The organism is Oerskovia enterophila (assembly GCF_001692445.1).
Lineage (GTDB): Bacteria > Actinomycetota > Actinomycetes > Actinomycetales > Cellulomonadaceae > Oerskovia > Oerskovia enterophila.
On sequence record NZ_MAQA01000027.1, the window covers coordinates 29605 to 45046 of the forward strand.

10 protein-coding genes are annotated in these 15442 nt (G+C 70.9%); 2 read left to right on the forward strand and 8 right to left on the reverse strand.

What is annotated here, in order from left to right:
- Window positions 1-2: 2 nt before the first annotated feature.
- The 3 genes from narJ to OERS_RS11995 are packed head-to-tail and all read right to left on the reverse strand — an operon-like array spanning window position 3 to window position 6062.
- Entirely contained in the window at window positions 3-761 is a 759-nt protein-coding gene (gene narJ, locus OERS_RS11985; protein ID WP_139107810.1) for a nitrate reductase molybdenum cofactor assembly chaperone, read from the reverse strand.
- The gene (gene narH / locus OERS_RS11990; protein ID WP_068625931.1) at window positions 758-2284 is read right to left on the reverse strand and encodes a nitrate reductase subunit beta; all 1527 of its coding nucleotides are present in this window, start codon (window positions 2282-2284) and stop codon (window positions 758-760) included. Before narH ends, narJ begins: the two co-directional genes overlap by 4 nt.
- A gap of 1 nt (window position 2285) precedes the next feature.
- Window positions 2286-6062 (reverse strand): nitrate reductase subunit alpha, encoded by a 3777-nt coding sequence (locus tag OERS_RS11995; protein WP_083201405.1) that lies wholly within the window; start codon window positions 6060-6062, stop codon window positions 2286-2288.
- Window positions 6063-6247: 185 nt separating this feature from the next.
- Between OERS_RS11995 and OERS_RS12000 the strand changes: the two genes are divergently transcribed.
- A complete protein-coding gene (locus tag OERS_RS12000; RefSeq protein WP_056647089.1) occupies window positions 6248-7036 on the forward strand; it encodes a helix-turn-helix transcriptional regulator in 789 nt (262 codons plus the stop codon).
- Window positions 7037-7164: 128 nt separating this feature from the next.
- On the opposite strand, the gene OERS_RS12005 is transcribed toward OERS_RS12000, so the two are convergent.
- From OERS_RS12005 to OERS_RS12025, 4 genes are all read right to left on the reverse strand, one after another.
- Complete coding sequence (locus OERS_RS12005; RefSeq protein WP_056647091.1) at window positions 7165-8469, reverse strand: MFS transporter; 1305 nt, start codon at window positions 8467-8469, stop codon at window positions 7165-7167.
- Between the two features lie 596 nt (window positions 8470-9065).
- Entirely contained in the window at window positions 9066-9941 is an 876-nt protein-coding gene (locus tag OERS_RS12010; RefSeq protein ID WP_068625932.1) for a TrmH family RNA methyltransferase, read from the reverse strand.
- A gap of 369 nt (window positions 9942-10310) precedes the next feature.
- Window positions 10311-11588 (reverse strand): glycosyltransferase family 2 protein, encoded by a 1278-nt coding sequence (locus OERS_RS12020; protein WP_068625934.1) that lies wholly within the window; start codon window positions 11586-11588, stop codon window positions 10311-10313.
- A complete protein-coding gene (locus OERS_RS12025) occupies window positions 11585-12592 on the reverse strand; it encodes a phosphodiester glycosidase family protein (protein WP_083201406.1) in 1008 nt (335 codons plus the stop codon). Before OERS_RS12025 ends, OERS_RS12020 begins: the two co-directional genes overlap by 4 nt.
- Before the next feature lie 203 nt (window positions 12593-12795).
- Between OERS_RS12025 and OERS_RS12030 the strand changes: the two genes are divergently transcribed.
- Window positions 12796-13239, forward strand: coding sequence for a hypothetical protein (locus OERS_RS12030; protein WP_139107811.1), 444 nt, complete (start codon window positions 12796-12798; stop codon window positions 13237-13239).
- A gap of 218 nt (window positions 13240-13457) precedes the next feature.
- On the opposite strand, the gene OERS_RS12035 is transcribed toward OERS_RS12030, so the two are convergent.
- Window positions 13458-15377, reverse strand: coding sequence for an ABC transporter ATP-binding protein (locus tag OERS_RS12035; RefSeq protein WP_082849170.1), 1920 nt, complete (start codon window positions 15375-15377; stop codon window positions 13458-13460).
- Window positions 15378-15442: the final 65 nt, after the last annotated feature.

Consider the following 15442-nt stretch of genomic DNA (forward strand, 5'->3'; position numbering starts at 1 on the left):
AGTCAGCGTCCTTCCGGGGCGCAGGTGAATTCCGGGGGGCCGAACGGCGCGCCGGGCGTGTCCGTCCAGCTCGCTCCCCCGTAGGGCATCGAGGCGATCTCGAGCCCCGCGTCGTCGGTGGGCGGTCCGCTGAGCGCGAGCTGGTCGACCTCGTCGCGCTGGTGGTCGGTGACCGGGCCCAGGAGGTCGCTCACGGCCTCGAGGATCTCGCGGTAGTGCGAGCCGCGGTCGGCGAGCGAGCGCCGGATGAGCTCGATCCCGCCGCGGTGGGTCCGCAGCGGCGCCTCGCCGGCCCCTGTCCCGGCCCGCGAGGCGAACTCGAGGACCATGGGCAGGTAGTCGGGGAGCTCGGACTCGTCGGGGGCGAACCCGCACGCGCGGTAGCGCTGCTTGAGCGCGAGGAGCGCCATGCCGCGCTGGCGCGTGTCGCCGTGGAGGTAGTAGCTGAGGAACAGCGACGACTTGCGGCGCAGGTCGAACGTCTCGACGTAGTGGGCGCGCGCGGCGCGCGGCTCCGTCCGCGCGTGCTGGTCCCAGAACGCGCGCAGGTGCGCGGCCGGGGCCGAGTCGGGCAGGGCCCCGACGGCCGCGGCGAGCTCGTCGGCGTCGGCGTACCAGGCGTCGTCGGGGTAGGCCAGCAGGATGCTGGCGAGGGCGAGGACGTCGGACCGGGCGGGGACCTCGACGAGGTTCTTGCGCCGCGAGCGCCGCAGGAGCGGGACGAACGCGCGCCTGCCCGACGGCGGAGCCTGGGTCGTCATGACGGCCTCCGGACCTGCAGGGGCACCGAGACGGGTCCGCCGCGCGTCGCGGCCGCGCTCATGCCGGGTCCGCCCGGGTTGTCGAGCGAGCAGCCCGAGGCCCACGAGGCCATCTCGGCCGCGTCCTCCTTGTGCGCCGCGGGGATCACGTAGCGGTCCTCCATCTTGGCGATCGCCAGGAGCCGGTACAGCTCCTCGACGTCCTCGGCCGAGTACCCGACCTGGTCGAGCAGGGCCTGGTCGACGTCGCCGTCGAGCGTGCGCCGACGCATGTGGCTGCGCATCGCGGCGAGCTTCATGAGGACCCCCGCGACGACGTCGACGTCCCCGGCCGAGAAGAGGCTCGCGAGGTACTCGAGCGGGATGCGCAGCGACGCGATGGTGTGGAACACGTCGTCGGCGTCGGCGTCGTCCTTGCCGAGCTCGGTCGTGACGTCCAGGACGGGTGAGAGCGGCGGCACGTACCAGACCATGGGCATGGTGCGGTACTCGGGGTGCAGCGGCAGCGCGACCTTGAACTTCTGGATGAGCTTCCAGATGGGCGAGCGCTGCGCCGCGCCGATCCAGTCCTCGGCGATGCCGGCCGCCCGTGCCGCCGCGATCACCTCGGGGTCCGTGGGGTCGAGGAAGACGTCGCGCTGGGCGTCGAGCAGGTCCTTCGGGTCCTCGACGGACGCCGCGGCCTCGACCGCGTCGGCGTCGTAGAGCACGAGGCCGATGTACCGCAGCCGCCCGACGCACGTCTCGGCGCACACGGTCGGCTGGCCCGCCTCGATGCGCGGGAAGCAGAACGTGCACTTCTCTGCCTTGCCCGTCTGGTGGTTGACGTAGACCTTCTTGTAGGGGCAGGCCGAGACGCACATGCGCCACCCGCGGCACTTGTCCTGGTCGACCAGCACGATCCCGTCCTCGACGCGCTTGTACATGGCCGACGACGGGCAGGCCGAGACGCACGCGGGGTTCAGGCAGTGCTCGCAGATCCGCGGCAGGTGGAACATGAACGTCTGCTCGAACGAGAGCTGGACCTTGTCGACCATCGACGCGAGGTTGGGGTCCTTCGACGCGATCTGCGGCGAGCCGCCCAGGTCGTCGTCCCAGTTGGGTCCCCACGTGATCTTCATGTCCTTGCCCGTGATCGCGCTCTTGGGCCGGGCCACGGGGATCTGCGGCGAGTTCGCCGGCGCGGAGATCAGCTGGTCGAAGTCGTACGTCGCGGGCTCGTAGTAGTCGTCGAGCCCTGGGAGGTCGGGGTTCGCGAAGATCGACGCGAGACGGCGCAGCCGCCCGCCCGAGCGGAGCCGGAGCCTTCCCTTGCGGTCGAGCTCCCAGCCGCCGTGCCACCGGTCCTGGTCCTCGTACCCGCGCGGGTACCCCGTCCCGGGCTTGGTCTCGACGTTGTTGAACCACACGTACTCGACGCCGTCGCGGTTGGTCCACGTCTGCTTGCACGTGACCGAGCACGTGTGGCACCCGATGCACTTGTCGAGGTTCATGACCATCGCTACCTGCGACATGACCCGCATCTCAGTACTCCACTTCCTGGTTGCGCCGACGGATGACCGTGTACTCGTCGCGCTGGTTGCCGGTCGGCCCGTAGTAGTTGAAGGCGTAGGTGAGCTGGCCGTACCCGCCCAGGAGGTGCGTGGGCTTCATCATGATCATCGTCAGCGCGTTGTGGATGCCCCCTCGCTTGCCCGAGGCCTCGGCCTTGGGCACGTCGATGTTGCGGTCCTTCGAGTGGTACATGTAGACCGTGCCCGTGGGCATGCGGTGCGAGACCACGGCCCGGGCCACGACCACGCCGTTGCGGTTGACCGCCTCGATCCAGTCGTTGTCCGCGATCCCCGCGGTCCGCGCGTCCTCCTCGGAGATCCAGATCGTGGGGCCCCCGCGCGAGAGCGCGAGCATGTACGGGTTGTCCTGGAACTGCGAGTGCATGGACCACTTGGAGTGCGGGGTCAGGTAGCGCACCGTGACCTCGGTCGAGCCCGGCTCGCTGAAGCCCTGGTGACCGAAGTGGCGTGCCATGTCGAGCGGCGGCCGGTAGACCGGGAGCTGCTCGCCGAGCTCGGTCATCCAGTCGTGGTCGACGAAGAAGTGCTGGCGCCCCGTGAGCGTGTGCCACGGCTTGAGCCGCTCGACGTTGACCACGAACGGCGAGTAGCGCCGGCCGCCCTGCTCGGAGCCCGACCACTCGTAGCTCGTGAAGACGTTCTGCGGACCGGTCAGGGTCTGGGCGAACGTGACCTGACGGTCGTGGTTCTCCTCGGCCAGGTCCGCGAGCGGCTTCCCGACCCGCTTCTCGAGGGCCTTGAAGCCCGCGACCGAGACCGCGCCGTTGGTCGTGCCCGACAGCGCGAGGATCGCCTCGCACATGTGCGCCGCGGTCTCGAGCGACGGGCGTCCCTTCGCGACACCGTCCTTGCGCACGCCGTTGGCCTTCGCGAGGAACTCGACGGCCTGCTCGGGCACGACCGTGACGCCCTTGGTCGTGGTCCCGACCGTCGAGATCAGCGGCCCGACGGCGCGCATCTTCTCGGCGATCTGGGTGTAGTCGCGCTCGATCACCACGAGGCGCGGCATGGTCACGCCGGGGACGGGCTCGCACTCGCCCTTGCGCCAGTCGAGGACGACGCCTCCGGGCTGGGCCATCTCGTCCGGGGTGTCGTGCGTGAGCGGGGCCGCGATGACGTCGGTGCGGGTGCCCAGGTGGATCTTGGCGAGCTCGGAGACCTTGTCGGCGAGCCCGAGGAACGCGTCGTAGTCGGTCCGGGCCTGCCACGGGGGTGCGATCGCGGCGTTGAGGGCGTGCACGAACGGGTGCATGTCCGTGGTCGAGATGTCCTGCTTCTCGTACCAGGTCGCGGCCGGGAGCACGACGTCGGCGAACAGCGAGGTCGAGGTCATGCGGAAGTCGATGTTGGTCAGCAGGTCGAGCTTGCCCTCGGGGGCCTCGTCCCGCCAGACGACCTCCTCGGGGCGACGCTCGGGCGGTGTCTCGTGCGCCCTCAGCGACGAGTCGGCGCCCAGCAGGTGCTTGAGGAAGTACTCGTTGCCCTTGGCCGAGTTCCCGATCAGGTTGGCCCGCCAGACCGTCAGGACGCGCGGGAAGTTCTGCGGGTCGTCGGGGTCCTCGACCGCGAACTTCAGAGCGCCGCTGCGCAGCTCGGACACCACGTGGTCGGCGACCGGCACGCCGGCGGCCGCGGCCTCGTCGCACAGGTCGAGCGGGTTGCGGTCGAACCCGGGGTGCGAGGGCGTCCAGCCCATGCGGGCGGCCTGGGTCAGGCAGTCCATCATGCTGCGGTCCTTGAGGGTGCCCGGACCGGTCGGCGAGGCGAGCTCGTCCGCGCCGAAGCCCTCGTAGCGCCACTGGTCGGTCGCGGTGTACCAGAACGCCGTGCCGGCCATGTGGCGCGTGGGGCGCTGCCAGTCGAGCGCGAAGGCCATGTGCTGCTGCCCCGTCACGGGCCGCGCCTTCTCCTGCCCGACGTAGTGGGCCCAGCCGCCACCGTTGACGCCCTGGCACCCGGTGAGGGTCAGGAGGGCGATGAACGTCCGGTAGATGGTGTCCGCGTGGTACCAGTGGTTGGTACCCGCGCCCATGATGATCATGGACTTGCCCTTACTCACCTCGGCGTTGCGCGTGAACTCGCGCGCGATCCTGGTGCACTGCTCGGCAGGCACCCCGGTCAACGCTTCCTGCCACGCGGGGGTCCCGGGAGACTCGGCGTCGTCGTAGCCCGTGGGCCACGACCCCGGAAGCCCGTCGCGCCCCACGCCGTACTGCGCCATGAGCAGGTCGAACACGGTCGTCACGAGGCGGTCGCCCACGCGGATCGCCGGGACGCCGCGCAGGACCGAGGAGCCGCCCTCGGTCGCGCCGACGTCGAAGCGCGGCAGCTCGACGACGACCCCCTGCGCCTCGGCTCCCGCGTGCGTCAGGCCCAGCAGGCTCAGCGCCGGGTCGTGGTCCTCGAGGTCGAGGTTCCAGCGCCCCACGCCGTCCTCGGTCCACCGGTCGGCCAGCGTGCCGTTCGGCACCGTGAGCGCGTCGGCGGCCGTGTCGAGGAAGACGGGACGAAACTCGGGGCGCTGCCCCGTCGCCCCCGCGACGGGCAGCCCGTCCAGGTCGGCTGCCGTGAGGAACTTGGCGGGCCGGAAGACCGGGGCGGCTCCGCCGTCGGGCAGCGTGCCCTCCTGGCCTGCGCCCTGGCCGCCCTCCCCGGGAGCCTCGTCGAGCGTGACCAGGAACGGCGCGTCCGTGTACGTGCGCGAGTAGGCCTCGAAGTACGGCACCTGGCGGTCGCGGTAGAACTCGGTGAGCAGCACGTGGCCCATGGCCTGCGCGAGCGCGCCGTCCGTGCCCGGAGCGGGCGCGAGCCAGTCGTCAGCGAACTTCACGTTGTCCGCGTAGTCGGGGCTGATCGCGACGACCTTGGTGCCCTTGTAGCGGGCCTCGGCCAGGAAGTGGGCGTCGGGCGTGCGCGTCACGGGGACGTTCGAGCCCCACATCATGATGTAGCTCGAGTTCCACCAGTCGCCCGACTCGGGGACGTCGGTCTGGTCACCCCAGATCTGCGGGCTCGCGGGCGGCAGGTCCGCGTACCAGTCGTAGAAGCTCAGCAAGGTCCCGCCGATCATCGACAGGAAGCGGGTCCCGACCCCGAAGCTCGCCATCGACATGGCCGGGATCGGCGTGAAGCCCACGCACCGGTCCGGCCCGTACGCCTTGATCGTGTAGACGTGGGCCGCGGCCATGATCTCGGTCGCGAGCTCCCAGTCCGCACGGACCAGGCCGCCCTTGCCGCGGGCGCGCTTGTAGAGCGTCGCCTTGAGGGGGCTCTCGACGACCTCGGCCCATGCGAGCACCGGGTCGCCCAGGCGGCAGCGCGCGTCGAGGTACATCTCGAGCAGGACACCGCGCACGTACGGGTAGCGCACTCGCGACGGCGAGTACGTGTACCAGGAGAACGAGGCGCCGCGCGGGCAACCACGCGGCTCGTACTCGGGGCTGTCGAGCCCCGTCGTCGGGTAGTCGGTGCCCTGGTGCTCCCAGGTGATGAGGCCGTCCTTGACGTACACGTCCCACGCGCACGACCCCGTGCAGTTCACGCCGTGGGTCGAGCGCACGACCTTGTCGTGCGCCCAGCGGTCCCGGTAGAACCGGTCCCACTCCGAAGCGTTCGTCTCGATCATGGCGTGCGCCGAGTCGAACACCTCCGTCTGGGGGAAGTGGCTGCGCGTCGTGAGCAGCTTCTTCATCAGGGGCGACATGGCCGCCTGGTCGTCGATGGTCATGGCGAGAGCTCCTCGGGGACTGCGTGGGGGGCGTTCAGCGCACGGGCTACGGAGGCACCCGAGGGGGCGCTCCGTGCGGCGGACCGACCGCGCGTGCGAGAGTTGTCGTGCCGAGCACAGCGGGCGGGGGCAGCCCTGCGGCTCGGGACCAGAGATCCAGGAACGGGAAGAAGTGGGGCGAGCACGTGCCCAGACAGCACGTCAACGGTGGGTTCGACGGCACGACGGGTCGCAGCAACCACGGCGGACGGCGGACGCACGTCATCCAGCTGCTGCGCGACTCCAAGACGCCGGTGTCGGTCAAGGACGTCGCCGAGGAGGTGGGCGTCCACCAGAACACGGCACGGTTCCACCTCGAGTCGCTCGTCGACTCGGGCCTGGCCGAGCGCACCCAGCAGACCCGGACGACACCCGGCCGGCCCAAGGTCCTGTACCGCGGCACCCTGCCCAACCAGACGCACGAGCGGGCCCAGGCCTACCGCCTCCTGGCCGAGGCGCTGACGACCGCGGTCGCGGACAACGTGCCGGACGCGGGCGCCGTGACCTACGCCGTGGGACGCACGTGGGGCCGGAACCTCACCGAGCCGCCCGAGCCCGACGAGGCCATCGACGAGCACGAGGTCTCGGCCCGGCTCGTGTCCAAGCTCGACGCGCTCTGGTTCGCCCCCACGCTCGGCGGCGAGCCGTCGGCGCAGGTCGCGTCGCCGGGTGGCGCGGGCATGGACGCGCTCGTCCTCAACAACTGCCCGTTCGTCGCGACGGCCCGCTGCACCCCGCAGGTCGTGTGCTCGCTGCACGCGGGGTTCATCAACGGCGCGCTCGCCGAGCTCGGGTCGAGCCGGCGGGCGACCGCCCTGGTCCCCCAGTTCGGCGAGCACCACTGCGTCGCCCGCCTCGAGACCGTGGACGTGGGACGCCACGACGAGGCCGCGCAGATCCCGATCCTCGTGGCGGGCCGGGTCGCCCCCGCCTGACCGGGGCGCTCCCGGCCGGGATACTTCCTGCGTGGCCGCACCCGGCGTGACCGTACCCGGCCGGGCCTCGCCCGAGGGGGCGAGGCCGGGCGCGGGGTGTGCCGGACGCACTGCTGACGGGCGCACGGTCAGCTCTTGGCCTCGGCGCCGGGGCGTGCGTAGAAGTGCCAGGCGATGCCTGCGCACAGGAGCGCGTAGGCGATGATCCCGCCGAACACGGCCGTCCTCGGCAGGTAGTTGAACAGCATCGAGAACAGGAACGGTCCGAACGCGGCGATCGCGGCCGTCCAGCCGATCACGCCACCCGCCTGACGGGCCGGGAAGATCATGGGCATCTGCTTGAACGTCGCGGCGTTGCCGACCCCGCAGAAGAAGAAGATCAGGACCATCCCGGTCATGAAGATCGGGAGGCTGGGCGTCTCGCCGTCCGCGACCGTGACCTGGCCGAACAGCACGAGCCCGGCCGAGGCCGCGACGCCGATCCCGGACACCACGGTCCAGACGCCACCGCCGAAGCGGTCGCAGAGCGGCCCCCAGCACATGCGGGCGAGCGAGCCGACGAGCGCGCCGAGGAAGACCCAGGTCAGGTACTCGGGGCCGAACTGCTGCTTGAGGAGCATGCCGAACGTGCCGGCGAGCCCGGAGAAGATCCCGAACGTGAGGACGTACTCCATGGTCATGAGCCAGGTGTGCTTGTTCTGGAAGATGTCGAACTGCTGCTTGAGGTTGGCCTTGACCGGCACCGACTTGAGCAGGGTCCAGGCGAGCACGACACCGACGACCGCGAACGGGATGAAGATGAGCCCGGGGTTCTGCAACCAGACCTGGCGCGGCTCGGCGTTCTGCGGGTGCGCGAGCTGGCCGGCGAGGCCGAACATCCCGAACCCGATGGCCCACGGGACGACGAACTGGACGACCGAGACACCGAAGTTCCCGATCCCTGCCTGCAGACCAAGGGCCGTGCCCTGCTTGCTCTTGGGGAAGAAGTACGACGTCGAGGGCATGTAGCCCGAGAAGACGCCGCCGCCGAGGCCGGCTGCCAGGGCGAGCGCGACGAGCAGCGCGTACGAGGGCTGCGTCGGGAGCATCACGACCCAGGTCCACCCGACGAACGGGATGATCATGAGGAGCGCGGACAGCGTCAGCATCTTGCGGGTGCCGAGCATGGGCGGGAGCATCATCCAGACGATGCGGAGCAGGCCGCCCGTGAGGCCGGGCATGGCGAGCAGCCAGTACGACTGGCTCTCGCTCAGGTCCCACCCGGTGACCGTGCCGAGCGTGGGGATGAGCGCCCCGGGCAGGTACCAGATGATGAACGCGAGCATGAGGTTGAACGTCGTGACCCAGAGCGTGCTCCAGGCGACCTTCGAGTCCCAGCGCTGGGGGTCGTTGGGGTCCCAGTCGAGGAGGTCGCGGCGCGCGTCGGTGCTCACCTGGTGTGCTGGTCTGGGGGCTACGTCGGCTGTGACCACCGGGTGTCTCCGTCCGAGAAGTGGGGCTGGGGGCACCCACAACATATGGACGAGTTCACTCGTGCGTACCGGGACCTAGGTCCCGTCGCGGCGCCCTTGGTCCCGAACCGGGACAGCGGCGTCGACAGCCCTCTGACCTGCGGACTTGGCCGTCCGAGGCGTTGTTGTGGATCAACTCGGGCGGGCTCGTCCCCCGTGGCCCCGTGGTGCCCGACGGCGGGCCGCGCCAGGCGCGCGGGCGACGGTCGGAGCGGGCCGTTTCGCCCGAAGAACGGCGGTCGGCCGAGCGGTGCCGCGACAGGCCTTCGACTTTGTGCTTTCCGTCACAATCGACGTCCTGCGAGGTCAGGAGGCGTGATCCAGTCTGCCGCCGGGGCTGGTTCCCGGCTGCCCGACGGCGCGCGCACCTCGAGCGGGGCCTCGTCTGAGCGGCAGTCAGCCCGCCAACCTCAGGTGTGCATTCTGCGGAGCCACCACAATGGTTGCCAGCTCCGTGGAAGCACCGCCCGCCCTCACGACCCGGCGCGGCCCACGGGACTGCGCCACTCGGGCGACCACTACGCGCGCGTCGCCCAGAACACCACCGCGGCGCTCGCCGCGACGTTGAGCGAGTCCACTCCCCCGCTCATCGGGATCTTCACGACATGGTCCACGGCCGCGAGCGTCGAGCGCTGCAGCCCGTGCCCCTCGGTCCCGAACACGAACGCCGACCTCTCGTCGCCGCGCGCGACGTACTCGTCGAGCGTGAGCGAGTCGTCCGACAGCGCGAGCGCGGCGACCGTGAACCCGTGCTCGCGCAGCTCCTCGACGCCTCCCGGCCACGATTCGAGCCGCGTCCACGGCACCTGGAACACCGTCCCCATCGAGACCCGCACGCTGCGCCGGTACAACGGGTCCGAGCAGCGCGGCGACACGAGCACGGCGTCCACCCCGAGGCCGGCCGCCCCGCGGAAGATCGCGCCCACGTTGGTGTGGTCGACGATGTCCTCCAGGATCGCGACCCGTCGCGCACCCTGCCCGTCACGGGCGGTCGTCAGCAGCTCGTGCACGCTCGGCAGGACCGGTCGGTGCATGGCCGCGAGCGCGCCGCGGTGCAGGTTGAAACCGGTGATCGACTCCAGGACGGCGGGTTCGGCGATGTACACGGGCACGGGCTCGCCCGTCCCGCCGGGCCCGTCGTCCAGCCCGACGGCGGAGATCGCCTCCTCGAGGCCCGGGAGCCACTTCTCGGCCATGAGGAACGACCGGGGCCGGTGCCCGGCACGGAGCGCCCGGTGGATCACCGTGGTGCTCTCGGCGATGTACATGCCCTTCTCCGGCTCGTTCTTCGAGCGGAGCTCGACGTCCGTGAGGTTCGTGTAGTCGGCGAGCCGAGGGTCGGCCGGGTCGGTCACGTGGATGATCTGCACGCTCAGATTCTCCCGCACCGACATAGGCCGATCGGCATCGGGCGGCCATGACACCCGACGGCTCACCGGCGCCGACCGGGGCTCCCCTCAGAGCCCCGCCGGTGCCGAGCACGAGGTTGCGGTCGTTCTGACGGCGTTCGCGACCTCAACCTCGTGGTCGAGCGCGCGGAACCTCGTGCTCGGCGGTGAGCCTCGCGGAGTCCCGGATCTCGGCCCGCTGCCGAACATGCGGTTGGCGTCGATGTTCGGGCCGATCACGACGAGAACCGCATGGTCGGCCGACGCCGACCGCATGCTCGGCGCCGAGTCAGCTCCTCGCCCCACGGCGACCTTGCCACGGTCCGCCCCTGCGCCGAGCACGAGGTTGCGGTCGTTCTGACGCCGTTCGCGACCTCAACCTCGTGGTCGAGCGCGCGGAACCTCGTGCTCGGCGACCGGCCGCACGGCGGCAGCGACGCTCCCGCTCGCTCCGGACCGCCGGGACCGCCCGGCCACCGGCGCACCGTCCGGAATGCCGTCCGGTGCGGTCCGGACCATCTGGGTCGCGGGCGCCGTCGTGTCCGCCGGCACCCCTGGGCGGAACACCACGCGCCTCTGCACCTGATAGCTCGTCGCGAACAGCAGCACCTCGGTCACGACCTTGGCAGGCAGCAGCGCGAGCCCCAGCCCGGTCAGACCCCAGAGCGCCCCGTACCCGGCGGCCAGCAGCCCGACCGCGAGCGCCGCGTACCGCAGCGCGGCCCCCCGCGCATGACCGCGCCCGCGGTCGCGGTCGCCCGCAGCACCAGCACCAGCACCAGCACCAGCACCAGCACCAGCACCAGCACCAGCACCAGCACCAGCACCAGCGAACACCCGCCGGTTCACCACGAAGTTCACGGCCCCGCTGACCCCGCGCGCCCCCACGACGGACACCAGCAGGGACCCGGTCACGGCGTCGAGCACGAGCAGGGCCGCGGTGTCGATCCCGAACGCGAGCAGCGACGACAGCGAGAACGCGAGCAGCGGCGCGTAGATGCGGGCCGAGTCGGCGAGGGGCCGGAAGTGCGAGGACGCGTTGTCGTCGAGGTAGATGGTCTCGATCTCGACCTCGACCACGGGTCGCCCCTCGCGCGCCGCGGCCAGCAGCACGTTGAGCTCGTACTCGTACCGGTCGCCGCGCACGTCGAGGAGCCACCCGATCATCGAGGCGGGGTACCCGCGCAGGCCGGTCTGGGTGTCCTGGACCCGTAGCCCGGTCGCCGCGTGGAACAGCCACCGGGTCACGGTGTTGCCGAGCCGGCTGCGCACGGGCACGTCCCCGGCGAACGCGCGCGCCCCGAGGACCATGACCCCCGCACCGGCGGACACCTGCTCCCCGACCCGAAGGACATCAGCGACGCCGTGCTGCCCGTCGGCGTCGGCGCACACCACGTCCTGGCCGGGCCAGCGCCGCGCGACCTCGGCGAACCCGCGCCGCAGCGCCGCGCCCTTGCCGCGATTGGCGGCGAACCCGACGACGACCGCCCCGAGGCGGGCGACGTCGTCGAGCACGGGGCGGAACCTCGGCCCGCTGCCGTCGTCGACCACGACGATCCCCTGCACAGAGCCCGTGGCACGCAGCTCGGCGACCAGCCGCACGAGCGTCGAGTCCGGCTCGTAGGCCGGGACCAGCACGATCACGGCCGTCACTCCCCGACGTACAGGATGTCGGAGGTGCCCCGCTCGGCGCCGCGACCCAGCGGGTCGTTGACGAGCTCGCCGTCGTAGTACATGGTCGACGACCCGCCGCCGTCGAGGTTGTACGCGGTCGTGGCCCCCAGGCCCTGCATGATCTCGGCGAGCTCGGTCATGGTCACGCCGCGGCTGTACCCGGTGCTGCGCCCGTCGACCACGACGAACACCAGGTGGTTCGCGTCGACCACACCCACGGCGGTCCGGGGCTGCTCGCCCTGGATCGAGTGGTTGCCGACGTTGGTGTCGACCTCGACGCCGTCGATCCCGTCGACGACCTCTCCGCCGTCGAGCAGCGCGGGCCCGAACGACAGGGTGTTCCACACGCCCGCGTCCACGAGCTCCTGCGCGGTCGTGGTCGTCTCGTCGTAGATCTCGACGGTCCCGTCGCGGTAGAACGCGAGGCCCTCGCGCGCGCCTTCGTCGCGGTAGACGACGCCGTTGCGGATCACGATGCCCGTGGACCGGAACCCGTAGTAGTCACCGTTGATCGCGAAGAGCGCCTCGTTGTCGGCCGCGATGTCGGAGGTCTTCTCGGTGATGTTCTCGCCGTACGCGTCCTGGGCGAACGCCGAGCGGAGGTCGGTCGCGTCCCCCAGGACGACGTCCGCGACGTAGTACGTCACGGTGTCGTCGCCCGTGCCCTCGACGACCTGGCGCACGCTCACGCTCGTCCCGTCGGAGGCCGCGCTCGTGCCCGCGCTCGAGGTGCCCGACGACGTCGCCGCCTCCGCGGAGCCGCTCGCCGAGGCCTGGCTCGCCTCGTAGGCCGAGACGTCGGCGATCTCGACGTGCTCGACGACGAACCGGTCGAGCGCCCAGGCGGTCGTCCCGCCGAGGGCCAGGGTGAGCGCCAGCCCGCCGGCGAGCAGCACCCGTCGTCGGCGCCGTCGGGGTGTCGGCGCGACGACCGAGGGCTCGGGGGCGGACGAGGTGCTGGGGTGCGGTTCGTGGGAGGTCATGCCTCCGGTCTACGGACCCGGTGTGTGCCCTCCGCAGGTGCCGGCTGAGGGGTCGCTGTGAGGCCCGACCTGACAGCACCGCGTGATCCCGATCACGAGGGATCGCTCCCAGGAGGACCTCGGAATGAGACGTCGCTCACTCTTGGACATCCGTCCCCCTTATGCATACTTTCACCCGGGTTCCCGCGTGATTTCATGGATGCATGAGAAAGCAGATGCTGGCACTTGCGGCTGTGGGCGCTATCGCGCTCCTGAGCGCGTGCGCGACCGACACGGCAACCGACAGCGGTTCCTCGCCCGACGAGACCCCCACGGGCGCCACGAGCGCCGAGGTGTGCGCGAAGTACTTCGACGGCGGTGACCAGTCGCTCGCGCAGCGCGTCACCGACGAGCTCGAGTACGACATGACCGCCCTCACCGAGGACGAGTCGAACGCCATGCGCAGCACCAACATCCAGCTCGAGGCCGTCCTGCGCCTCGCTGGCCCGGAGGACGCCAACGCCCTCATCAGCAACATCAAGACCCCCTTCCAGATGGCCGACGACCTCTTCAAGGGCACCGGCGACAGCATCGACACGACGGGCGTCACCGAGGCCGTGGCAGACCTCGAGTCGCTCTGCGCCAGCGCGGGCTACACCGCTTCCTGACGCTCCACCCCAGATCACGCCCGCGACCCGGGCGACACCTCGAACGCCGGTACCGCCCAGAAGGCGGTGCCGGCGTTCGTCGTCCTACGGCACGGGGCCTGTCACACCGATACGGGCCCGTCACACGGCGAGGCCCCGGCGACGACGTCACCGGGGCCCCACGGGTCACCGCCTCAGGCGGCCACCCTCACGCGTCACCGCCTCGCACGGTCACGAGGTCACCGGGTCATCTCGCCCTCGACGGCCTCCTCGACCGCCGCGGCCGCGAACTGGCTCTCGTAGAGCCGCGCGTACGCGCCGCCCTTCTCGATGAGCACCTCGTGGTTGCCCATCTCGACGATCGCGCCGTCCTCCATGACGAGGATGACGTCGGCGTCGCGGATGGTCGACAACCGGTGCGCGATCACGAACGAGGTCCGCCCGGCGCGCAGCGCGTTCATGGCCTGCTGCACGAGCACCTCGGTCCGGGTGTCGACCGAGCTGGTCGCCTCGTCGAGGATGAGGATCGCCGGGTCGGCGAGGAACGCGCGTGCGATCGTCAGGAGCTGCTTCTCGCCCGCGCTCACGCCCGAACCCTCGTCGTCGATCACGGTCGCGTACCCGTCGGGCAGGGTGCGCACGAACGGGTCCACGTGCGTGGCCCGCGTCGCCTCGAGGAACTGCTCCTCGGAGACCTCGACGCCGTCGGGCACGCCGTAGCGAAGGTTCTCCTCGATGGTGCCCTTGAAGAGCCAGGTGTCCTGCAGGACCATGCCGATGTTGGACCGCAGCCCGTCCCGGCTCATGGTCCGGACGTCGACGCCGTCGAGCGTGATGCGCCCGCCGTCGACCTCGTAGAAGCGCATGATGAGGTTCACGAGCGTCGTCTTGCCGGCTCCCGTGGGTCCGACGATCGCGACGGTCTGACCGGGCTCGGCCACGATCGACAGGTCGTCGATCAGCGGACGGTCGGGCACGTAGCGGAACGAGACGTCCTCGAACGCGACCCGGCCCTGCACGTCCGTGACGACGGCCGCGGGCGAGGGGTCCGGGGACTGCTCCTCGGCGTCGAGCAGCTCGAACACGCGCTCCGCGGAGGCGACGCCCGACTGCAGGAGGTTCATCATCGACGCGATCTGCGTGATGGGCTGCGTGAACTGGCGCGAGTACTGGATGAACGCCTGGACGTCACCCAGCGACAGGGTTCCCGACGCGACGCGCAGGCCGCCGACCACGGCCACGATCACGTAGTTGAGGTTCGCGACGAAGCCCATCGCGGGCTGGATGATCCCGGAGATGAACTGCGCCTTGAAGCTCGCCTCGTAGAGCTCGGCGTTCTCGGTCTCGAACGTGTCGACGGCCGTCTGCTGGTGGCCGTAGACCTTGACGAGCGCGTGGCCCGTGTACATCTCCTCGACGTGCGCGTTGAGGCGCCCGGTCGCGGCCCACTGCTTGATGAACTGCGGCTGCGAGCGCTTGGCGATCAGGGCCGTGACGAGCACCGAGAGCGGCACGGTCACGAGCGCGATGACCGCGAGCAGCGGCGAGATCCAGAACATCATGGCGAGCACGCCGACCACGGTCAGGACCGAGGTCACGAGCTGCGACAGCGTCTGCTGGAGGGTCTGCGCGACGTTGTCGATGTCGTTGGTGACGCGGCTGAGGACCTCGCCCTTCTTCTGCCGATCGAAGTACGACAGCGGCAGGCGACCGAGCTTGGCCTCGACCTCGGCACGCAGGCGGCGCACCGTGCGCTGGACCACGGACGTGGTCACGCGACCCTGGATCCACCCGAAGAGGAAGGACCCGACGTAGATCGCGAGGACCAGCAGCAGGATCGTGCGCAGGGCCGCGAAGTCGATGCCCTGGCCGGGCACGACGTCCATGGCCGCGAGCATGTCGGCCTGCGTGCCCTGGCCGTTGGCGCGCAGGTTCTCGACGGCCTGCGCCTTGGTCACGTCCGCGGGCATCTGCGAGCCGATCACGCCCGCGAAGATCACGTTGGTGCCGTTGCCGAGGAGCTTGGGGCCCAGCACGGCGAGGGTCACGGACAGGATCGACAGGACCGTGATGACGACGACGGCGAGCCGCTCGACGCGCAGGTAGCCCGCGAAGCGCTTGAGCGAGCCCGTGAAGTCCATGGCCTTCTCGGTGGGCATGCCCATGCCGCCCATGGGGCCGTGGCCGCCACCCTGCGGGCGCCCCTTGAGGCGCGTGGTGGACA

Excerpts from the sequence above, each read along its gene's own strand:
- narJ (WP_139107810.1), bottom strand. The coding sequence starts at position 761 with ATGACGACCCAGGCTCCGCCGTCGGGCAGGCGCGCGTTCGTCCCGCTC.
- narH (WP_068625931.1), bottom strand. The coding sequence starts at position 2,284 with ATGCGGGTCATGTCGCAGGTAGCGATGGTCATGAACCTCGACAAGTGC.
- OERS_RS11995 (WP_083201405.1), bottom strand. The coding sequence starts at position 6,062 with ATGACCATCGACGACCAGGCGGCCATGTCGCCCCTGATGAAGAAGCTG.
- OERS_RS12010 (WP_068625932.1), bottom strand. The coding sequence starts at position 9,941 with ATGTCGGTGCGGGAGAATCTGAGCGTGCAGATCATCCACGTGACCGAC.
- OERS_RS12025 (WP_083201406.1), bottom strand. The coding sequence starts at position 12,592 with ATGACCTCCCACGAACCGCACCCCAGCACCTCGTCCGCCCCCGAGCCC.
- OERS_RS12030 (WP_139107811.1), top strand. The coding sequence starts at position 12,796 with ATGAGAAAGCAGATGCTGGCACTTGCGGCTGTGGGCGCTATCGCGCTC.
- OERS_RS12035 (WP_082849170.1), bottom strand. The coding sequence starts at position 15,377 with ATGCCCACCGAGAAGGCCATGGACTTCACGGGCTCGCTCAAGCGCTTC.